The 19057-nt window shown below is 44.1% G+C and carries 22 protein-coding genes and 1 tRNA gene; 11 read left to right on the top strand and 12 right to left on the bottom strand.

The genetic code is table 11. The features are described 5' to 3' along the window. Positions 1 to 121: 121 nt before the first annotated feature. Entirely contained in the window at positions 122 to 268 is a 147-nt protein-coding gene (locus AC2EXB_RS13375; RefSeq protein ID WP_235196729.1) for a hypothetical protein, read from the top strand. A 91-nt stretch (positions 269 to 359) separates the two neighbouring features. Here the strand turns inward: AC2EXB_RS13375 and AC2EXB_RS13380 are convergent, their stop codons facing one another. Next, positions 360 to 1196 (bottom strand): DNA-3-methyladenine glycosylase family protein, encoded by an 837-nt coding sequence (locus AC2EXB_RS13380; protein ID WP_483601945.1) that lies wholly within the window; start codon positions 1194 to 1196, stop codon positions 360 to 362. Between the two features lie 96 nt (positions 1197 to 1292). Here AC2EXB_RS13380 and AC2EXB_RS13385 point away from each other — a divergent pair, with 96 nt between their 5' ends. The 3 genes from AC2EXB_RS13385 to AC2EXB_RS13395 all read left to right on the top strand — a co-directional run bounded on the left by AC2EXB_RS13385 (position 1293) and on the right by AC2EXB_RS13395 (position 2678). Further along, a complete protein-coding gene (locus tag AC2EXB_RS13385; RefSeq protein ID WP_483601946.1) occupies positions 1293 to 2015 on the top strand; it encodes a thermonuclease family protein in 723 nt (240 codons plus the stop codon). 15 nt (positions 2016 to 2030) lie between these two features. Further along, complete coding sequence (locus AC2EXB_RS13390) at positions 2031 to 2552, top strand: 2'-5' RNA ligase family protein (protein ID WP_483601947.1); 522 nt, start codon at positions 2031 to 2033, stop codon at positions 2550 to 2552. A 53-nt stretch (positions 2553 to 2605) separates the two neighbouring features. Then, positions 2606 to 2678 (top strand) — tRNA-Val (locus AC2EXB_RS13395). A gap of 127 nt (positions 2679 to 2805) precedes the next feature. Here the strand turns inward: AC2EXB_RS13395 and AC2EXB_RS13400 are convergent. From AC2EXB_RS13400 to AC2EXB_RS13415, 4 genes are all read right to left on the bottom strand, one after another. Further along, positions 2806 to 4839, bottom strand: coding sequence for a TRAP transporter permease (locus tag AC2EXB_RS13400; RefSeq protein WP_483601948.1), 2034 nt, complete (start codon positions 4837 to 4839; stop codon positions 2806 to 2808). Continuing rightward, positions 4829 to 5353 carry a DUF1850 domain-containing protein gene (locus tag AC2EXB_RS13405; protein WP_483601949.1) on the bottom strand — a complete coding sequence of 175 codons (525 nt, stop codon included), beginning with the start codon at positions 5351 to 5353 and terminating at the stop codon, positions 4829 to 4831. The genes AC2EXB_RS13400 and AC2EXB_RS13405 overlap by 11 nt, the downstream gene beginning before the upstream one ends. Before the next feature lie 84 nt (positions 5354 to 5437). Further along, positions 5438 to 6427: a TAXI family TRAP transporter solute-binding subunit gene (locus AC2EXB_RS13410; protein ID WP_483601950.1), complete on the bottom strand. Its 990-nt coding sequence runs from the start codon at positions 6425 to 6427 to the stop codon at positions 5438 to 5440. Positions 6428 to 6553: 126 nt separating this feature from the next. Beyond that, positions 6554 to 7138 (bottom strand): phosphatidylglycerophosphatase A family protein, encoded by a 585-nt coding sequence (locus AC2EXB_RS13415; RefSeq protein WP_483601951.1) that lies wholly within the window; start codon positions 7136 to 7138, stop codon positions 6554 to 6556. Between the two features lie 98 nt (positions 7139 to 7236). Between AC2EXB_RS13415 and AC2EXB_RS13420 the strand changes: the two genes are divergently transcribed. The 3 genes from AC2EXB_RS13420 to AC2EXB_RS13430 all read left to right on the top strand — a co-directional run bounded on the left by AC2EXB_RS13420 (position 7237) and on the right by AC2EXB_RS13430 (position 8987). After that, positions 7237 to 7959: an alpha/beta hydrolase gene (locus AC2EXB_RS13420; protein WP_483601952.1), complete on the top strand. Its 723-nt coding sequence runs from the start codon at positions 7237 to 7239 to the stop codon at positions 7957 to 7959. 77 nt (positions 7960 to 8036) lie between these two features. Continuing rightward, complete coding sequence (locus tag AC2EXB_RS13425; RefSeq protein ID WP_235196738.1) at positions 8037 to 8555, top strand: YjcG family protein; 519 nt, start codon at positions 8037 to 8039, stop codon at positions 8553 to 8555. Then, the gene (locus AC2EXB_RS13430; RefSeq protein WP_483601953.1) at positions 8556 to 8987 is read left to right on the top strand and encodes a GNAT family N-acetyltransferase; all 432 of its coding nucleotides are present in this window, start codon (positions 8556 to 8558) and stop codon (positions 8985 to 8987) included. It begins immediately after the preceding gene. Positions 8988 to 9033: 46 nt separating this feature from the next. Here the strand turns inward: AC2EXB_RS13430 and fabI are convergent, their stop codons facing one another. Both fabI and mgtE read right to left on the bottom strand, forming a co-directional pair. Next, positions 9034 to 9804, bottom strand: coding sequence for an enoyl-ACP reductase FabI (gene fabI, locus AC2EXB_RS13435; protein WP_483601954.1), 771 nt, complete (start codon positions 9802 to 9804; stop codon positions 9034 to 9036). A 126-nt stretch (positions 9805 to 9930) separates the two neighbouring features. Then, positions 9931 to 11298, bottom strand: a complete 1368-nt coding sequence (gene mgtE, locus AC2EXB_RS13440) for a magnesium transporter (protein WP_483601955.1) — start codon at positions 11296 to 11298, stop codon at positions 9931 to 9933. 98 nt (positions 11299 to 11396) lie between these two features. Here mgtE and prpE point away from each other — a divergent pair, with 98 nt between their 5' ends. After that, the gene (prpE, locus tag AC2EXB_RS13445) at positions 11397 to 12134 is read left to right on the top strand and encodes a bis(5'-nucleosyl)-tetraphosphatase PrpE (RefSeq protein WP_483601956.1); all 738 of its coding nucleotides are present in this window, start codon (positions 11397 to 11399) and stop codon (positions 12132 to 12134) included. Here the strand turns inward: prpE and AC2EXB_RS13450 are convergent. Genes AC2EXB_RS13450 through AC2EXB_RS13465 form a run of 4 tightly spaced genes read right to left on the bottom strand, consistent with a single transcriptional unit; the run spans position 12125 to position 14907 of the window. Next, positions 12125 to 13006, bottom strand: a complete 882-nt coding sequence (locus tag AC2EXB_RS13450) for an RluA family pseudouridine synthase (protein WP_483601957.1) — start codon at positions 13004 to 13006, stop codon at positions 12125 to 12127. The two genes, prpE and AC2EXB_RS13450, sit on opposite strands and share 10 nt — an antisense overlap. Positions 13007 to 13017: 11 nt before the next feature. Then, positions 13018 to 13818 carry an NAD kinase gene (locus tag AC2EXB_RS13455; protein ID WP_235196741.1) on the bottom strand — a complete coding sequence of 267 codons (801 nt, stop codon included), beginning with the start codon at positions 13816 to 13818 and terminating at the stop codon, positions 13018 to 13020. After that, positions 13815 to 14492, bottom strand: coding sequence for a GTP diphosphokinase (yjbM, locus tag AC2EXB_RS13460; protein WP_285835933.1), 678 nt, complete (start codon positions 14490 to 14492; stop codon positions 13815 to 13817). The genes AC2EXB_RS13455 and yjbM overlap by 4 nt, the downstream gene beginning before the upstream one ends. 22 nt (positions 14493 to 14514) lie before the next feature. Further along, a complete protein-coding gene (locus tag AC2EXB_RS13465; RefSeq protein ID WP_483601958.1) occupies positions 14515 to 14907 on the bottom strand; it encodes a UPF0738 family protein in 393 nt (130 codons plus the stop codon). Between the two features lie 116 nt (positions 14908 to 15023). Between AC2EXB_RS13465 and AC2EXB_RS13470 the strand changes: the two genes are divergently transcribed. The 3 genes from AC2EXB_RS13470 (at position 15024) to AC2EXB_RS13480 (ending at position 16907) form a co-directional block, all read left to right on the top strand. Continuing rightward, the gene (locus AC2EXB_RS13470) at positions 15024 to 15605 is read left to right on the top strand and encodes a CYTH domain-containing protein (RefSeq protein WP_483601959.1); all 582 of its coding nucleotides are present in this window, start codon (positions 15024 to 15026) and stop codon (positions 15603 to 15605) included. A gap of 109 nt (positions 15606 to 15714) precedes the next feature. Further along, positions 15715 to 16113 carry a globin domain-containing protein gene (locus tag AC2EXB_RS13475; protein ID WP_235196746.1) on the top strand — a complete coding sequence of 133 codons (399 nt, stop codon included), beginning with the start codon at positions 15715 to 15717 and terminating at the stop codon, positions 16111 to 16113. Beyond that, positions 16110 to 16907, top strand: a complete 798-nt coding sequence (locus AC2EXB_RS13480) for a ClpXP adapter SpxH family protein (protein ID WP_483601960.1) — start codon at positions 16110 to 16112, stop codon at positions 16905 to 16907. The genes AC2EXB_RS13475 and AC2EXB_RS13480 overlap by 4 nt, the downstream gene beginning before the upstream one ends. 326 nt (positions 16908 to 17233) lie before the next feature. Here AC2EXB_RS13480 and pepF read toward each other — a convergent pair whose 3' ends face one another. Then, positions 17234 to 19042, bottom strand: coding sequence for an oligoendopeptidase F (pepF, locus tag AC2EXB_RS13485; RefSeq protein WP_483601961.1), 1809 nt, complete (start codon positions 19040 to 19042; stop codon positions 17234 to 17236). Positions 19043 to 19057 lie beyond the last annotated feature (15 nt).

A 19057-nucleotide genomic window follows, 5' to 3' on the forward strand; every position in this document is an offset into this window, starting at 1 on the left:
CTAACCCCTCTTTTCCAAAGGCCCTTTGGCTTAATTTTTGACTACCTGTTTAATAGTGTAACCTTTTGGGGTATAGAATAGTCAAACAATAAAGACAGAAAATTCGAAGGAGGAATTGATCATGGAAAAACAAGCAAACTGGTGGGAACCTATTTTTTCTGGAGAACTTGAAGTGGGATTGAACAAAGATAAGTTGGCGGATCTTGAACAGGAGTCCTTTTTGTACTTCGCCCCAACGTCCTCAATCGACATGGAGAACCACGCTTAATTGGCAGCATCAATTATCGTACTTTGCCGCATTCGTACATAGAAACGCCTTTTCGATTACTAATGGAAAAGGCGTTTTAATCTGCATATTTTTATTCGATGCTTCGCCATAAATACAAAGCGGCATACGATAAATAAGGCTCCCAGTCCGGAAAATGTAAAGCGATTTCTTCTTTTTCCGGCTTTTCGCTTCGTTGCCATTCGATTTTCAAGGCATTTTGAAGTCCGATATCCGCTAAAGGAAATAGATTAGGGCGCCCTAAACCGAACATGAGAAAACTTTGCGCCGTCCAAGGGCCAATGCCTCTATAAGCGATCAGTTCAGAAGTAATCTCTTCATCTGTCCGGTTTTCCATTTCATCAAGCCTCAAAGTGCCGGCTGCAATCGCTTTGGATAAGCCGATGACATATTCCGCTTTTCTTGTACTAAACTGCAGCTCTCTTAAGTCTGCGGGTTCAAGCTTCGCTATTTTCTCGGCGCTTGGATAAAACCAGACCCCTTCCTTTTCTTCTCCGAAATTCTGGACAAACCGGCTTGTCAATGTATGGGCAAAAGAAAGATTCAATTGCTGATGGATGATGCTTTTCATTAAAGAACCATATAAAGAAAATTCACGCACTAACGGCGTCCCTTGATGTTCGTGAAAAAGCTGGGCAAGATTCGTCTTCTGGTAATGCTCATATACAGGTTCCAGTGAACGGTCAAAATGAAAAATATGTTTGATTTCTCGGAGTTGATCCGGTTTCGTCCCTACAATTTCAAAGCTGGGTTGATGAGTTGAACCCGTCGCTCTTACTTTCACAATATTCCCTTCCGGCATCGGCAGCCTGACCGCTTTTTCTGATAGATCGATTGCATGAAGCGGGTCTAGTGATAAGCGCTCGAGCGTCCGATCAAAATCGTAAGTGAATGGCAAAGTGATTTCCATAGAAACCCTCCTTTTTTCTAAACGTAGCCGAACGTATTTTCGATTGCAAGCCGGACCTATTCAAAATATAATGAAAAAATGGAAGCAGGGATTTAAATGAAAAAATTAATCGGAATGATTTTATTGTCGCTTCTATTGGGCGCTTGCACTTTTCCGGACTCTGAAGAAGAAAGCAGCTCTTCTTCAGCCCTTATCCCCGTGGATGTCGTTTCTGTTATCGATGGCGATACGATAAAAATCGATTTTGAAGGAAAAACACAGACAGTGCGTTATTTGCTTGTCGATACACCGGAAACCAATCATCCGACAATCGGCAAACAGCCGCTCGGTGCAGAAGCCACTGCCGAAAACAAACGCATCATCGATTCCGGAGATGTTTCGATTGAATTTGATGAAGGCGGCCGTTACGATGATTACGACCGGCTCCTCGCGTATATTTATGTGGACGGAGAAAGTGTCCAGGAACAGATGCTTGCATCCGGATTGGCGCGTGTCGCTTATATCTATCCGCCAAACACCCGCTACGTCGAAGAGTTCAAGGAAGTGGAAGAACAAGCCAAAGATAAAGGGATCGGTATTTGGGAATATGACTATTATGCAACCGACCGCGGATTTAACGCATCGGCTTACGGATCGACTGCACCGTCTTCTAGCCAATCCTACGATAAAAAATGCACGATTAAAGGGAATATAAGCCGCAGCGGCAGCAAGATCTACCATATGCCCGGCCAAAGCTCTTATGAACAGACCAATCCAGAAGAATGGTTCTGCACAGAACAAGAAGCACAAGATGCCGGTTTTAGAAGCACCGGGAGCTGACTTAGGAGGATATTTATGCAAGCTATTGTTTTAAGGTTCGATTATCAATCATCCGGCGTCATTGAAAATCTGCAAAATCAAGCCAAAACGGTAAGCATCAACCCAAACCAGATTTTCCCGCCGCATATTACACTGCAAACCTATACACAAGCGCATCCGCTGGAACTGAAAAAAGCGATTGAATCGTGGGCAGGATCTTTTCAGCAGCTGCCGCTTTCCTTCGATTCGCTTGGCTTTTTCAAACAGCAAGGCAGTTTCTTCCTGGCTCCGGTTTTCACAAAAAGCTTGGCCGAATTGCACCGGGCAGTGGACCTGTCCACTCGCGAATTCTCCGGCCAAAACCATTACTATTTGCCGGATCACTGGGTGCCGCATGCGACTGTCATCAATAATATCGCCCCGCCTTTTTGGGGACCTTTATTTGCCCGGCTCAGCTTAGAATTTGAGCCCTTTCAAGGGAAGGGCATTGCACTCGAATGCTGGTCCATTCGGCAGGAAAAAGCCCAAACCGAATGGTGCATCTTTCTCAACGAATAAAGTATTGACTTTTATCCGGGGCGCGATATAATTATATTTGTCCTGGAAATTGAGATTCCTTAGCTCAGCTGGGAGAGCGCTACCTTGACAGGGTAGAGGTCGCTGGTTCGAGCCCAGTAGGAATCATTGGGTGCCAAACCCGCAGCAGGCTTTAGGAACAGAGCCTGCTACAAAAAGCCATCACATTTATGTGATGGCTTTTTCCATACCAAAAAATCCGGCTGAAAGCGAATGCTTCCAGCCGGATTTTCTTTTATGCTTCAGAAGTTCTTACTTCTTTCTTTTCGCGCCCAAGCCATTGGATGACGAATAGGACGATGAATACGACTGCCCCGATTGCATCTGAATAACCTTCCGGATAAATCAATGCCAACCCGGTAGCTACTGCAAGAATGCGTTCAAACCAATACAATTTCCGGTACCAGAATCCGATCAATCCGGCTCCGATCGCTAACATCCCTGCAATCGCCGTGATTAAGACGATGATTAATTGAGGGACCGTAGTATCGATCATCAGCAAAGCTGGATTCAATACAAACATGTACGGGATAATAAACGCGGCGGCCGCGAGTTTTGCGGCTATAAACCCGGTCTTGATCGGTTCGCCTCCGGAGATCCCAGAAGCCGCAAAGGCTGCAAGTGCAACCGGCGGTGTAATATCGGCGATGATGCCGAAATAGAAAACGAACAAATGCGCAGACAAGGCAATCACTAATGGCACTGCCGCTCCTGCCGGTTCACCGATCATCAGCAAAGTGATGATCGCCGGTGCCGCAATGGTCGATGTAATAACGTAGTTTGCCGTAGTCGGCGAACCCATTCCTAGGACAATTGCTGCAAGCATTGTAAAGAAGAGCGTTAAGAGGATATTTCCGCCTGAAGCAGAAACAAGTCCGTTCGCTAAGCTCAAGCCAAGACCGGTCTTTACAACCACCCCAACAATAATACCAGCAGCTGCAGTCGCCGCTGCTACTGCTAGCGCAGTTCTCGCCCCATCCACAAGCGCATGGACTATGTCTTTAAATCCTAAGCGAGTTTCTTTGTCAAAAGCACTTACAAAAATTGTCAAAACGATGCCATAAAGAGCAGCATGCATCGTCGGAACTCCAATTAAGAGGAAAACGATAATTGCAACAATTGGCAAAAGCAGATAAATTTTCTTCAAGACTTCTTTGCGGTTCGGCATTTCTTCTTTCGTTAGCCCTTTTAAGCCGATTCGCTTCGCTTCGAAGTGGGTCATGATCCAAACACCGGTAAAGTAAAGAAGTGCCGGAATGGCAGCTGCTTTTGCAATCTCCCAATACGTAACACCACCGATAAATTCAACCATCAAGAAGGCAGCAGCTCCCATGATCGGCGGCATCAATTGCCCGCCTGTCGAAGCAGCCGCTTCAACGCCTCCTGCAAATTCTTTCTTGTAGCCTAATTTCTTCATCATCGGAATCGTATAAGACCCCGAAGTTACAACGTTCGCTACAGAACTCCCCGAAATTGTTCCTTGGAGAGCACTAGAGAAAATTGCCACTTTAGCAGGGCCACCAGTCAAATGGCCGGCAAGTGAAACAGCGAGGTCATTGAAATATTGCCCTACTCCCGTTTTCACCAGGAAAGCCCCAAATAATAGGAAGACAAAGATAAAGGTAGCGGAAACACTGATTGGTGTACCGAGTATCCCATCAGTCGTATAGAACATCAACTGGATGACAGAATCTAAATCCTGTCCTCTATGTTTTAAAAAGCCCGGGAAATAAGGGCCAAAAAAGGCATAGGCCAAGAAAGCCGAAGCAATGACCGTGATTGGCAACCCTACTGCGCGGCGAGTTGCTTCAAGCGTCAGCAAAATCGCCAGAATTCCTACAATAAGATCCAATTCCGTTACACGTCCGAGCCGGAATACTAAATCATCATACATGATGGGCCAGTATAAACCGACACCGATCGCGAGTAATGCCAGAACATAATCGTAAATGGCGACTTTATGTTTTATGCCTTTACGCTTTACTGCCGGAAATAGCAGAAATATAAGCGACAATGCAAATCCTAAGTGGATGGAACGCTGTATATAAGCCGTATATTGACCGAAAATCGCGGTGTAAAGCTGGAAAATGGAGAATGCTAACAAGCCAAAAAACACAATATGTTTCATGATTCCTGCTAAATCACGTGTATTGGATTCCGGATCGTATTTTTGCAAAATCTCTTTTTGTTTTTCTTCCGAAATGTAATGTTCATCTTCTGGCGGGAGTTTCATTGTTTCCCGTTCTTCCGGCGTACGTTTATCGCTCATTTAGACTCACTCCTTCTAGTTGCTCAAATAATGAAACGCGCTGGACTTTGATGGTATAGGATTTCCCCCGCTCCAGCGTCTTTTTTAAATCGTATTGATGCCCATCTGCCAAGAAAAACAGATGAGCGTCAACGTCACCGACAAACAGCCGAAAATCGTCAACTTCTCTTTTCATATTCGTGATTAGGTATTTTCCATCTTTTTCGACAAAGGTCTCTCCTTCTCCTGCATTGGAAGGCATGCCGATGTTAAAATCTTCATATTCCAATTCCACCATCCGGATTCTATTGTCCGGCAATATTTTATAGCTTTCCAACACTTCAGAAAGATGGATGGAATGCGTATAGTTGATTTGAAAAGCATGATTTTCCGCTTTAATGAAAGCTGTCAATGTGCCTTCCCGATTATCGATAAAAACGATTCTTTTTTCTATTGGAATAAAAATGATCGCAGCGAGGATAAGAATGAGGGCTAGCACCGAAAGAAGAATCCACTGATTTGTCTTTTTAGGCATCTTAGTTCTCCTCTTCTAAATTTGAATCTCTACAAAAATAACGACGATAAAGCTTTCGCTTTATCGCCTATTATTTTGGACCGCTTATTGATTTGCTTCATCAAAGTATTTTTGTGCACCTGGGTGGACATCGATTCCGATACCATCAAGTGCCGTTTCCGGTTTGATGAATGCCGCTTTAGCATGCTGAATCTGATCCGTGTTTTCATAAATCGCTTTTGTCATGTCGTATACGAGATCTTCGGAAAGATCATTTTGTACGACTAGCATTGCAAGCACCGACACTGTCGGTACATCTTCAGTCAAACCATAAGTACCGGATGGCACTGTATCCGTCGCATAGTAAGGGTATTTTTCAATTAATTCCGCAGCTTTATCTTCTGCTACTGGTACAATCACTACATCCGAAGTTGCGCTTAAGCTTTCAACTGCTCCTGTCGGTGTCCCGGCAGTAATAAATGCCGCATCGATTTGGCCAGCTTGCAGACTTTCTTGGGATTCGCCGAAGTCAAGATTCTGTGCTTCGATGTCTTCCATTGTCATGCCGTGGATTTCAAGCAATTGCTCTGCGTTGATATAAGTACCTGAACCAGGCGCTCCAACAGAAATGCTCTTGCCTGCTAAATCATCAAAAGAAGTAATGCCGGAATTTGCAGTCGTTACCAATTGAATCGTTTCCGGATAAAGTGCTCCGATCGCTGAAACTGTATCGATGACTTCTCCTTCGAACATATTCGATCCTTCAGCTGCATAAAAAGCTGTGTCGGTTTGGACAAATGCGATTTGTGCATCTCCGTCCGCAAGCGCTGTCATATTGGCGGCAGATGCTTGGGAAACTTCAGCTGTTGTATCAATTCCTGTTTCATTTTCAATAATTGTAGCCATTGCTCCGCCAAGCGGATAGTACGTTCCTGTCGTCCCACCTGTTAAGATGCTTAGGAATTCCGGATCTGCTGAACCGCCAGAACTGCCGCCGTCTCCACTGTCGCTAGCCGTGTCATCTCCACAACCTGCAAGGAACACAGATCCTGCAAGTGCTACAGCTGCAAATAGACCAAATTTCTTTTTCAACATAAAATGACCTCCCCTTTGTTTGAATGTTTCTATATTTCCAATTCTATCATAACATGACTTTGTATCTAGGAGTCAAACTGATTTTTGAGAATAAAGAAACTAAGGGCAGCGTTCAGTCAATTCACATTAAATTTCTGCGCCGTCTACATGTGTTTCCGGCGCTGTATCTTCCGGACTCAAATCTTCAAATGTTTTGCCTTGCTCTTCCAAATCCCGAGTGCGATGGGCGATACGGGCCGAAGCACAAGCCGCGACACTCGCGACCAAATCATCGAGAAACGTATGTACTGCTCCCCCGACTTTCGTATCCAATTTGCGGATGATGCCTACTTTGTTTTTATCGAGATGCCCAAAAGTAGTAACGGCAATGCTGCCATAAGTCAGAACTGCGCCTAAGCCGATCATTTCATCGACTCCGAAAAGCCCTTCGTCCGCTCCGACGATTTGCTGCAATGGAGCTGAAAGTTTCCCTTGTTCTGCGAGCTCATCCAATTCAATGCCGACCAGCAAGGCATGCTGCATTTCCCGTTTGCGAAGTACGCTTTCCACTGATTCTATGCAATGGGCAATCGTTAAGCCTTCGTTATAAGGCAATTGCATTTCCAAAACGATTTTCGCAATCTCCTCTACTTCTACTCCGCGTCGAGCCAGAGCTTCATGAGTTGCTTTTGTCACTTCTTCTGAATGTACTCGGAATTTCCCACCATCCATACTAAAAATCCCCTTTCCAATTTAGCGTTCTTACTAATTATACCTTGTACCATGAATATGTTACAATTTTCGTACAGAATAGTATAGGAGGCTCATCTATGAACAGAGGCACAGTGGAAGATTTAACGATTTACAGTGAGGCGTTGCAAGAGGACATGCAATTATTGGTTTACCTGCCCCATAATTATTCGCCTTTATATAAATATACATTAGTCATCGCATCTGACGGTAAAGACTATTTCCAATTAGGCCGTGCACCGCGGGTAGCTGATGAATTATTAGAGAATAAGGAAATCGAAAATATTATTTTTGTGGGCATTCCTTATAAAAGTGTAAAGGAACGCAGCATGAAATACGAACCGACCGGCGAACAGCACGGAGCTTACCTTCGTTTCTTAGCCCATGAACTCGTTCCTTTCCTTGACGAAAAGTATCCGACTTACCAAGTGGGCATGGGCAGAGCTTTAATCGGCGATTCACTTGCAGCTACGGTTTCATTGAGTGCCGCTTTAACCTACCCGAACATCTTTGGCCGAGTCATTCTCCAATCGCCAAAAGTCGGCGATGAGTTATTGGAGAAAGTAACGAATTTTAAATCCGCTCATCCTTTCACGGTTTACCATGTGATTGGAACTGGTGAGACAGCCGTAAAACTAAGCAATGGCGGGACTGCTGACTTTCTTGAGCCTAATCGGGCTTTGAACAAATTACTGCAAGATAAAGGATTTTCCGTTTTCTATGAAGAATTCGATGGAGATCATACTTGGAAACACTGGCAGCCCGATTTAAAACGGGCACTTATACAAAATTTCGGTGTTTGACCGGCCATTCACAATTTTCAAGTTTCTTTTGGTATAATAAATTAAGAAATAGGAATTACTGACGAGGAGGTCATTTTATGAAATACGGAATTGTCGCTTTCCCATCCAAAAAACTTCAAGATTTAGCAAACTCATACCGCATGCGGTACGATCCGCATTACGAGCAGATCACGCCCCATATGACGCTCAAGGACGCTTTTGAAGCGGATGATGCTGAGATTAAAGATATTTCAGAAGAACTTACGAAAATCGCAAAACGCCATAAGCCGTTTAACATCCATGCGACACGGGTCAGCAGCTTTGCACCGTTGACGAATACGCTTTATTTCAGAATTGAAGACAATCCCGAAATTGCTGCTTTGCATGAAGACCTTCATTCTGACTTTTTCGGTGGTGCGCCACGCTTTTCCTTTGTGCCGCACATCACAATCGCCCAAAAAATGTCCGATTCCGAGCATGCTGATATCTTTGGCCAATTGAAAATGGTCGGCATCAACCATGAAGAAGTCATTGATCGTATCCACCTTCTTTATCAACTGGAAGACGGATCGTGGACGGTTTATGACACATTCCGTTTAACAGGAGATGAGCAATAATTGCAGAAAGCTAAAATCGCCGAAACCCCTTTAGAAAAAGAACACGCTTTTAATATCAGAAGAAAAGTATTTGTGGAAGAACAAGGTGTACCCGTACATCTTGAGTTGGACGAGTATGATGATACAGCGGTCCATTTTATCGGCTATGAATTGGAACAACCCATTGCAGCAGGACGCATCCGGGAAACGGAAATGGGCGTTGGAAAAATTGAACGCGTTTGCGTTCTTCCGGAATATCGTGGTTTGCATGTCGGAGTATTAATGATGAATGAAATGGAGGAATACGCGCGCAAAGCCCGGCTTCTGACTTTAAAGCTCAATGCCCAGTCATACGCCATTCCATTTTATGAAAAATTGAACTACACTGTAACTTCACCCGAATTCCTGGACGCCGGGATTCCCCATCGTGCCATGGAAAAAAACGTTATGTAAAAACAGGCCATCGCTTTTTATGCGATGGCCTGTTTTTTTTTTTCATTTATAGGATATGGTAGCCGCTGTCTACGTGGATTGTTTCACCCGTGATGCCCCGAGACATATTGCTGAAAAGGAAGACAGCTGTATCGCCGACTTCTTCTGGCGTCGTGTTGCGATGAAGCGGCGCTTTTTCTTCGATTTCATGAAGGATGCTGTTAAAATCGCTTACCCCTTTTGAAGACAACGTACGGATCGGTCCTGAAGAAATGGCATTGACCCGAATTCCCTGGCGTCCAAGATCAGCTGCTAAATAGCGGACAGACATTTCAAGAGAAGCTTTTGCTACGCCCATGACGTTATAGTTCGGCATCACGCGTTCGCCGCCGATATACGTAAGGGCGATGATGCTGCCGCCTTCTGACATAAGCGGTTTCGCATGGCGCGCAATAATCGTCAATGAGTACGAACTGATATTTTGGGCTAATAAGAAACCGTCTCTCGATGTATCCGAGAAATTCCCTGCAAGCTCTTCCGTCTTAGCGAAAGCGATGCAATGCGCCAACCCATCGATCGTGCCGACTTGTTCTTTAATAGAAGAAAAACAGTTCTCCACACTTTCATCGTTTGTTACGTCACACGGCAAAATGAGGTCGTGGTTTCCTTCAAGTGTAGCGACAAGGTCGCGAACCGATTTCTCAAATCGTTCTCCTGCATAAGTGAAAATAAGGCGGGCTCCTGATTGATCCAGTGAACGTGCAATCCCCCATGCGATGCTTCGTTTATTGGCTACTCCCATGATTACGTATGTTTTGCCTTCTAATGATATCGACATCCCAATTCCTCCTGCAATTCTATTTCTTATTTTCAATGGCATTTTGCAAATAAGCTTTCAAAACTTAATATTAATACCTGGTACTAATATTACCTCATAAAAAAGAAAAGTGCAATTCGCACTTTTCTATAGTTGCCCCAAAAATGTAGTTGCCAATCCTAAATAGATCAAGATGGAGATAATATCATTCAAAGTAGTGATAAAAGGCCCTGAAGCTACAGCTGGATCGATTTTTAGGCGGTGGATTAACAGAGGGATAAAAGAACCTGCTAAAGTGGCTACAAATATTGAACCGAATACCGCCGCCCCGACTAAAGCACCAATCAGCAGTTCACCTTTCCAAAAATACACCAAGCCTACGACTACCGCTCCGCAAACGATTCCCGTGATCAAACCGGTTCCCGCCTCCCGGAATAATAAACGCATCTTGCTTTCTTCCTCGATATCGCCTGTCGCAATCCCGCGGACGGCAACCGCCAAAGCTTGAGTTCCGCTATTTCCCGCCATCCCGGCAATTAAAGGGATGAAAACTGCGAGAAGTGCCACTTTATCAAGCGTCGCTTCAAACATCCCCATCAAATTGGCCGTCAGCATCCCAAGGAATGTCAGCAAAATCAGCCAAGGCAACCGTTTTTTAGCTGCCGTAAATGGGCCTTTATCGAACGTATCCATATCGGAAACTGCGGCAAGTTTGGAGTAATCATCTGAAGCTTCCTCGTCCAAAACGTCGATGATATCATCGACTGTGATGATGCCGAGCAAATGCTGCTGAAAATCGACTACCGGTATCGCCAAGAAATCATAGTCTTTGATCATGCGCGCAACTTCTTCCTGGTCTTCGCTGACCGAAACACTGACTACCCGTTCATTCATAATTGCACTGATCAACGTATCCTCATCCGAAACGATTAAATCCCGGAGCGTAACAATCCCAGACAAGCGTTTGTCTTCATCGACTACGAAAACATAGTAAATGGTTTCAGCATTAGGCGCTGCATTCCGCAAAATGTTCATCGCGGAACGGACGGTGGAATTTTTCGGAATCGAAACGAATTCCGTTGTCATGATGGAACCTGCCGTATATTCTTCGTAGTGAAGCAAATCTTTAATCTGCCTTGCTGACTCTTTTTCCATAATCGTCAAATAGGTAGCCACTTGTTCTTTGTTCAGCAAGTTCAAAATATCAACTGCATCATCTGTATACATATACGAAAGCAAATCGGATGCATAATTGACATTCATTTCCTTGAAAAGATCTTCGTATTCATCGTCATCAATTTCAATGGCTTCAAAAATATCCGCCATTTCCTTCGGAGAGAGATACTGATACATCAAATGCCGGATATCTTGATCTGCTTTTTCATAAAATGTAGCCTGGTCATATGGATGATGCGTTAAGAAATTATCCCTGAAGCCTTCAACGTCTCCTTGCTTCAGAAGATCCAAAAGCATTTCATTATCCATTTCACGATCATTATGGTTCATTTCTTCCATCTGGTGTACTCCCTCCTTCCCTAATCTCAACACACAATTTCACCATTCTATACGTTACACTATGTATAAAGATAATCAAGATTAAAGAGGTGTTTTTTATGGGATTTGATATTATTGGCGATATTCATGGATGCTACCAGGAACTTCTCGATTTGCTGAACGAGCTTGGCTACCTGGAAGAAGGTGGCCTTTACCGGCATTCAGACAACCGTCGCCTTGTGTTTGTAGGAGATGCCATGGACCGCGGTCCTGCCTCTCTTGATGTTCTGCATCTCTTATTTAAGATGCAAGACGCAGACATCCTATACTATTCCCCCGGAAACCATTGCAACAAACTTTATCGTTTTTTTAAAGGCAACAAAGTCCAGATCAGCCATGGCCTTGAAAATACGCTTGCTGAGTGGCAGCGTCTGCCGAAAAAGGAGCAATCGGAGTTCCGGTCCCGCTATCTGCAATTCTACGAAAAGCTGCCGCTCTATCAACAGCTTAGCCCAGACCTTGTCGTTGCCCATGCCGGCATCAAAGAAGAAATGATCGGAGCAAAAATAAGCAAAGGCATTGCGGCTTTTGTTCTTTACGGAGACACTACCGGCAAATTCCATGCAGATGGACGGCCTGTCAGAAGAGACTGGGCGAAAAATTACCAAGGGGCTAAATGGATTGTTTACGGGCACACGCCCACAGAAGAACCTTATCAAATTAACCGAACGGCCAATATCGATACCGGCTGTGTTTTTGGCGGCGCGCTCACTGCATTTCGCTTCCCTGAGAAGGAATTCGTTTCCGTTCCTTCTAGGCAGCCCTTCCAGCCGGAAAAATTCCACCGTTATACGTGAATCAATTGCTTCATATCTTCGTTTAATGGCGAAGAAAAGACTAATTTTTCTCCGGTTACAGGGTGCAGCAAAAGCAGCTTACTGCAATGCAATGCTTGGCGTGGGATGATTTCTCGGGTACCGCCATATAAATCATCGCCAACTAAAGGATGGCCGATGTGAGCTAAATGCACGCGGATTTGATGGGTTCTTCCCGTATTCAATTGCAGCTGCACGCGGGCATATCCGTCGAATTGCTGAATCACTTCCACTTCAGTTTCTGCAAACTGTCCGTCTTCACGGACTTCCCGTTCAATGATGCTCGTGTTTTTTCGGCCAATCGGCTCAGTGATCGTAAACTTTTCTTCTGTAAAAAATCCATGTGCCAGTGCATCGTATTGCCGTTTCATAACTTTTTCTTTTTGCTGCATCGAGAGCATATGATGGATATGGCGATTTTTCGCGATGCATACAAGCCCTGAAGTATCCCGGTCAAGACGCGTGGCGATATGCAACGTCGCTGGTACGCCGTGGTCTTCAAAATATTTTGCGACGATATTGGCCAGGCTGCCTGAAGGATGTTCTCTTGAAGGTATCGTGTTTTGAAGCGGCGGTTTGTCTACAATCAATAAAGCCTCGTCCTCATAAATGATATTCAAAGGACCGCTTTCCGCCTGCAGCCCTCCACCTAATTCCTCTTTAGGAAAAATAACGGTCACGGCATCGTCTTTTTCAACGACATGCCGGACCGTTACTTCACGACCGTTGACCAGTATCTTTCCACCGCCATATTTCACTGATGCCAAAGTCCGCTTGGAAATCCCCCAGCCGCTTAACGCATCACGCAGGAGCATGGAAGTTTTCACGTTATAAGTTAATTGAAATGCTGTCATTTGTTCCACTTTTAAACCTCGCTATCGATAAATGAATCGTGTACGCGTCTCCAAAACGGGAACGCGCGGAACCGTGCAAACCGGACATTTTCCTCAGCCACCCGGTATTCGATCGACTTCACGTCTTTATGAAGCAATTGCAGGTGGTCGACTGTCACCATGAAATCTGGTGCTTTCACCGGCCGAAGTGCACATCGGTGGTGGGCTGGCAACACTAATGGAGAGCCGACTGTACGAAAAACGCGGTTATTGATGGACGCCATTTCCGTCAACTGCATAGCGTGCAGCGACGGATGGATAATGGCTCCGCCCAAAGCTTTATTATAAGCCGTACTACCGGAAGGTGTAGACATGCATAGTCCGTCTCCTCTGAAGCGTTCGAAATGCCCTTCATTCAAAAAGACATCCATCACTAAGGTAACATCAGGGGATTTGACCGTTGATTCATTCAATGCCAAGTAAACAGAAGGTTCGGCTTTGTTTAAATAGTGGATGCTGACTTCAAGCAAAGGATACTCGATCACTTCGTATTCTTTTTTCGCAATCGACAATACTAATTTCTCAATTTCAATCGGTTTCCAATCCGCATAGAACCCTAAATGGCCTGTATGTATTCCGACAAAAGCCACTGTGTCCAACTGATCCCGGTATTTGTGAAAAGCGTGCAGGAAGGTCCCATCTCCCCCAATGGATAGCACGACATCCGGCGCCTCTTCGCTCCATTCCAATCCAAAGTCCTGCAAATACTCCCGTGCAGTCGCCATTAATTCATTTGAAAGATCATCGGTTCTCGATATGATAAAATATTTCATCGCTTTGATTGTCCCCCTTCTCTTCCTGTAGGAAAATGTGTACCCGCGGATTCTTTGAATTCGGTGAAGTAAGCTTGGGCTTCCTGGATCTCGTCCCGGATTTGCGACATTTCTTCATCCAGTTGGAATGCGGCTTCTGCAGCGCGCTGGAGCCTGTTTTTGATTTCTTCCGGGAAAACGCCTTTGTATTTATAATTCAACGAATGCTCAATCGATGCCCAAAAATTCATCGCGAGTGTCCGAATTTGAATTTCAGCGAGAATCAGCTTTTCGCCATTGATGGTTTGGACTGGGTATTCCACAATTACATGATATGAGCGGTAGCCGCTTTGTTTTTCATGGGAGATGTAGTCTTTCTCTTCAACGATCCGCAAGTCATTCCGTTGGCGCAAAAGCGTGACTACGGTCTGTATATCTCCGACAAATTGGCACATCATGCGAAGTCCGGCAATATCCTGCATTTGATGCGCCAATTCCTCCGACGGTTCAAAAGCGATCCCTTTTTCAAGTGTTTTATCGTATATGCTCGCCAATGGCTTTACACGGCCGGTAACAAACTCAATTGGCGAATTCGTATTATCCGTTTCAAATTGCTGGCGCATCCCTTTAAATTTAATCTTCAATTCATCAACCGCTTGTTTATACGGTGCTAAAAAACGATCCCATTGGCCCATACCCAATCCTCCTTACTCCTCTTTATGCTTGTGAAGCAAGTGCCTCATGGAAAACAGCTTCGACTGCAATGCGGAAATCCTCCGCATAATTATCATTGCCTTCGATGTTTTCAAGCAGCATGCCCAGTTCTTCATGGAATGCATCTAGAGGCATTATTTGTTTACCCCAAACGAGCAGAGGAACAACATCCGTCTGCTTAAGCGCTTCCGCTAAAAGCGGCCATATATGGTCTTTGAAATGGACATAAATATATTCGGCGCCGGTATCGACTACATAAACAAAAGCACAGGCTTCTGTATCTGTCAGCATTTTCCCGGCAGCTTCAACCGCTTCTGCAGGTTCTGCCGCATTCACTTTAAATTGAATGTTTTGGCCTTCGAAAAGACCCTCTGATACTTCTACTAATTTACGCAAAGGGATGCATCCTTTCCAGTTTTAATCTATAGTCATATTTTAACACAGCTCTCGTGTCCGTTGCAGTTTGGCAAAAATTATCCCATAATAAATAAGAATGATGAGGTGAAGCCGGAATGACAAAAGAACTTGAAATCGAATACAAAAACATGCTGGAACAAAATGAATACAATCGTTTATTGGAGGCTTTTGAAGTAAAGGCTGAAGAAATTAAAACACAGACGAACCATTATTTCGATACGAAAGATTTCAGCTTAAAAGCGAAACGCTGCGCATTGCGGATTCGTGTGAAAAATGAGGATTATGAATGCACATTGAAAACTCCTGCTCCTGAGGGGAATTATGAAATTACGGATTCTCTAACACCCATGCAAGCCGAAAAGATGCTAGACGGCCATTCTTTTGAAGCGCTGGAAGTGAAAGCAGCCTTAAAAGAATTGGGCGTAAATGAAAAAGACCTTGAACGATTCGGGACTTTAACGACCCATCGCGTAGAGTTTCCTTATAAAGACGGCTTATTGGTTATCGACCACTCGGAGTATGGCCAGGCTGAAGACTACGAATTGGAATTCGAAGTCCAAAATGCTGAAGTCGGCCGCAAACAGTTTTTGGATTTCCTGACTACACAGAAAATCCCTGTGCGTCCTGCCGATAAGAAAATTGCGCGTTTTATGAAATCCATAAAACCTTTTACATGAATTTAATCCATCCTTATTTCCTATCTTTTCCACTTTCAATCGATTTGTTTGAGAAATTTCCGTTGCGTTGATAGAATGAATCTACAGCTAAAGCAAAGGAGACTCAATAATGACTGGAAAACCGATTATTCCGTACGAAGAAATTGGTGCGGAACGCTTGTCACAGTTAATTGACGCGTTCTATTCGCGAGTGGCAAAGCATCCAAAGCTGCAGCCTATTTTTCCTAAGGATCTTACTGAAACAGCTAGAAAACAAAAACAATTTATGACTCAATATTTAGGTGGACCCAATATATATTCTGAAGAGCACGGCCATCCGCGGTTAAAGGCACGCCATCATCCATTTCCGATTACGCCGGAACGGGCACAGGCTTGGCTTGAGTGCATGAGTGAAGCAATGGATGAAGTGGAATTGACCGGTAAATTCCGCGAAGTCTTTTACCAACGTCTTGTTTTGACTGCTCACCACATGGTGAATGAGCAAGATAGCGAGGAGGAGTTAGTGTGAACCAATTAGATCTGACTCAGGAAAGCCCGGATATCCCAAAGCCGGCAAAGCCCATGGAACTTTACATTTTTCTTGACCCCTTAAATCCGCAGTGCTGGGCGCTTCAATCGATCGTCCGTAAACTTCAAATTGAATATGGCCATTACTTTTCAATGCGATTCGTTTTAAGTACCAAATTGTTTAATTTGAACAAAGCTGCAGAAGCACCGAATATCGATACCGAAAATCTTTCCCATCCCGTCCTGGCTTCCGTAGCCGTAAAAGCTGCAGAACTCCAGGGTAGACGCGCAGGCAACCGCTTCTTGCATAAACTTCAGGAGCATCTCTTGTTGAAGGCAAAAGATGTTTCTTCTTATGATGTTTTGCTAACAATTGCGAGCGAATCCGAATTGGATTTAGAGGAGTTCAAGCAGGATTTCCACTCTGTCAATACGGCCAAAGCGTTCCAATGCGATTTGCAGATTACGCGGGAAATGGAAATCGACGAAGTGCCTAGCATCGTTTTCTTCAATGAATGCATTGAAGACGAAGGAGTAAAAGTATCTGGACTTTATTCATATGATGTTTATCAAACGATTCTTCAAGAAATGTCAGGAGAAGAAAATTTAAATCGACAGTCTCCGCCTTCTTTGGATGAATTATTTATCAAATACTCTACGATGGCAACGGGTGAAATTGCTTCTATTTATAATATTTCTGAGCAAAATGCAGAACGGGAATTGAAAAAGCAATTGCTTCAGCAAAAACTTGAACGCATTAATTTGCCAGGCCAAACCTTGTGGACATTAAAATAGCCTTTCGCATATGCGAAAGGCTATTTTTTCTATTCATCTGGAATTTTTGGCAAAGTGAAAGGCGCCGTCCACGTCCGGAAGGCGCCTTTCGGTATTACACAAAGGGGATGGGAGAAATGTTCACGCTCAAACAAAGGGGTGTATGTTTGTATGTGATTTATTTCACAACCTTACTTTATCATGGAATAATAGTTAATGCAATATTTCACAAAGGATTTCACAAATTTGTCATATTGCTGTAAATATCAGTGACTATACCTCCTTTTTCATAATTTTAATATACAAAAAATAAAAGAAGCCGGTTGGTTTCCCGGCTTCTTGAACTTTTACTTATTCAATAATAGTTTTTCCAGCTCGTCGAGTTTTTGCTCGAAAACTTTACAAGCTTCTTCCACTGGTTCAGGCGATGTCATATCAACGCCTGCTTTTTTCAGCACTTCGATCGGATAATCCGAGCTTCCTGCTTTTAAGAATTCGTTGATGTAGCGATCCACTGCCGGTTGCCCTTCTTCTAAGATTCCTTTGCTGAGGGCTGTAGCTGCACTGAACCCTGTAGCGTACTGGAACACATAATAATTATAGTAGAAATGCGGAATCCGCGTCCATTCCAAACCGATTTCTTCGTCGATTGCGGCATCTTCCCCGAAATATTTCTTGTTTAAGCCATAATAGACTTCCGTTAACCGGTCAGCCGTCAAAGCCTCCCCATCCTGGTTCATCTTATGGATCAAATGCTCGAATTCTGCGAACATCGTTTGGCGGAACACAGTGCCGCGGAAACCGTCCAGCCAGTAGTTCAATAAATACATTCTTTCCTGGTCGTTTTCAGTTGTCCGTACCATGTATTCATTCAGCAAAGCTTCATTCGTCGTCGAAGCAACTTCAGCTACGAAAATCGAATAATCTCCATATACATAAGGTTGGTTCGCGCGCGTATAGTAACTGTGGACACTATGTCCAAACTCGTGTGCCAATGTGTAAAGATTATTGACGTTATTTTGCCAGTTCATCAAGATATATGGGTTCGTGCCGTAAGCGCCTGAAGAATATGCACCGCTCCGTTTCCCTTTATTCTCTTTGACGTCTACCCAGCGGTTGTTGATGCCGTGCTCCACAATCCCGGTGTATTCCTCACCTAACGCTTCAAGGCCTTTAAGCATGATTTCTGTGGCTTTTTCATACGGAATCTCCATTTTCACTTCTTTGACCAGCGGCGTGTACATATCCCACATATGGACTTCGTCAAGCCCTAGAACTTCTTTGCGCAATTTCACATAGCGGTGGAGAAGGTGAAGGTTCTTATTGACTGTCTCTACCAAATTATCATAAACGCTTTCTGGAATATGATCATCGGACAAAGCAGACTGGCGAGCAGATTCGTATTTGCGGATGCGTGCATTTACGTTATCACGTTTGATGTTTCCGGATAAAGTCGAAGCAAAGGTATTGCGGAATTTGCCATAAGTCGCATATACCGCTTTAAATGCATCTTCTCGTACTCGGCGGTCAGTGCCTTCAAGGAAATTCGAATAATTCCCGTGGGTAATCTGCACTTTTTCCCCTTTTTCATTTTCTATTTCTGGAAATTCCAAATCTGCATTGTTCAACATGCCGAATGTTTCAGACGAAGAGTTCGCCACTTCGGAAAGTTGCGCAAGCAAAGCCTCTTGTTCCGCAGGCAATACATGCGGACGCATATTGTTCAATTCTTCAAGGGCATGTTTGTACAATTTCAATCCCTCATGCTCTTCAATGAATGCATTTAAAGTTGATTCTTCAAGTTCCAAAATTTCAGGAGTCAAGAACGACAAGCCTGTCGCCACTTTTGCATAAAATGCTTTGATGCGACTGTCCATTGCCTGATAAGTTGAATTCGTCGTGTCCTGGTCATAACGCATATGCGAAAACGTATATAAACGCTGCAGGCGCTGGATCAATTCATCTTTATACACCAGCACTTCGTACAAAGCGTTTGCCCCGTCTTTCAATTTTCCTTGATAGGACTCAGATTTCTCCGCGAGTTCCGCCACTTCTTTAAATTCTTGTTCCCATGCTTCATTGGTTTCAAATATATCTTCCAGTTTCCATGTAAGTTCTGCAGGTACTTCATCTCTGAGCAATAATTTTTCAGCCATTCCATTTCCTCCTTT

The sequence above is a fragment of the Planococcus alkaliphilus genome (genome assembly GCF_057031095.1).

Excerpts from the sequence above, each read along its gene's own strand:
- AC2EXB_RS13390 (WP_483601947.1), top strand. The coding sequence starts at position 2,031 with ATGCAAGCTATTGTTTTAAGGTTCGATTATCAATCATCCGGCGTCATT.
- AC2EXB_RS13420 (WP_483601952.1), top strand. The coding sequence starts at position 7,237 with ATGAACAGAGGCACAGTGGAAGATTTAACGATTTACAGTGAGGCGTTG.
- mgtE (WP_483601955.1), bottom strand. The coding sequence starts at position 11,298 with ATGGAAGAAATGAACCATAATGATCGTGAAATGGATAATGAAATGCTT.
- pepF (WP_483601961.1), bottom strand. The coding sequence starts at position 19,042 with ATGGCTGAAAAATTATTGCTCAGAGATGAAGTACCTGCAGAACTTACA.
- fabI (WP_483601954.1), bottom strand. The coding sequence starts at position 9,804 with ATGTCGATATCATTAGAAGGCAAAACATACGTAATCATGGGAGTAGCC.
- AC2EXB_RS13415 (WP_483601951.1), bottom strand. The coding sequence starts at position 7,138 with ATGGATGGTGGGAAATTCCGAGTACATTCAGAAGAAGTGACAAAAGCA.
- yjbM (WP_285835933.1), bottom strand. The coding sequence starts at position 14,492 with ATGGGCCAATGGGATCGTTTTTTAGCACCGTATAAACAAGCGGTTGAT.
- AC2EXB_RS13425 (WP_235196738.1), top strand. The coding sequence starts at position 8,037 with ATGAAATACGGAATTGTCGCTTTCCCATCCAAAAAACTTCAAGATTTA.
- AC2EXB_RS13450 (WP_483601957.1), bottom strand. The coding sequence starts at position 13,006 with ATGACAGCATTTCAATTAACTTATAACGTGAAAACTTCCATGCTCCTG.
- AC2EXB_RS13380 (WP_483601945.1), bottom strand. The coding sequence starts at position 1,196 with ATGGAAATCACTTTGCCATTCACTTACGATTTTGATCGGACGCTCGAG.
- AC2EXB_RS13375 (WP_235196729.1), top strand. The coding sequence starts at position 122 with ATGGAAAAACAAGCAAACTGGTGGGAACCTATTTTTTCTGGAGAACTT.
- AC2EXB_RS13410 (WP_483601950.1), bottom strand. The coding sequence starts at position 6,427 with ATGTTGAAAAAGAAATTTGGTCTATTTGCAGCTGTAGCACTTGCAGGA.
- AC2EXB_RS13405 (WP_483601949.1), bottom strand. The coding sequence starts at position 5,353 with ATGCCTAAAAAGACAAATCAGTGGATTCTTCTTTCGGTGCTAGCCCTC.
- AC2EXB_RS13385 (WP_483601946.1), top strand. The coding sequence starts at position 1,293 with ATGAAAAAATTAATCGGAATGATTTTATTGTCGCTTCTATTGGGCGCT.
- AC2EXB_RS13470 (WP_483601959.1), top strand. The coding sequence starts at position 15,024 with ATGACAAAAGAACTTGAAATCGAATACAAAAACATGCTGGAACAAAAT.
- prpE (WP_483601956.1), top strand. The coding sequence starts at position 11,397 with ATGGGATTTGATATTATTGGCGATATTCATGGATGCTACCAGGAACTT.
- AC2EXB_RS13455 (WP_235196741.1), bottom strand. The coding sequence starts at position 13,818 with ATGAAATATTTTATCATATCGAGAACCGATGATCTTTCAAATGAATTA.
- AC2EXB_RS13475 (WP_235196746.1), top strand. The coding sequence starts at position 15,715 with ATGACTGGAAAACCGATTATTCCGTACGAAGAAATTGGTGCGGAACGC.
- AC2EXB_RS13400 (WP_483601948.1), bottom strand. The coding sequence starts at position 4,839 with ATGAGCGATAAACGTACGCCGGAAGAACGGGAAACAATGAAACTCCCG.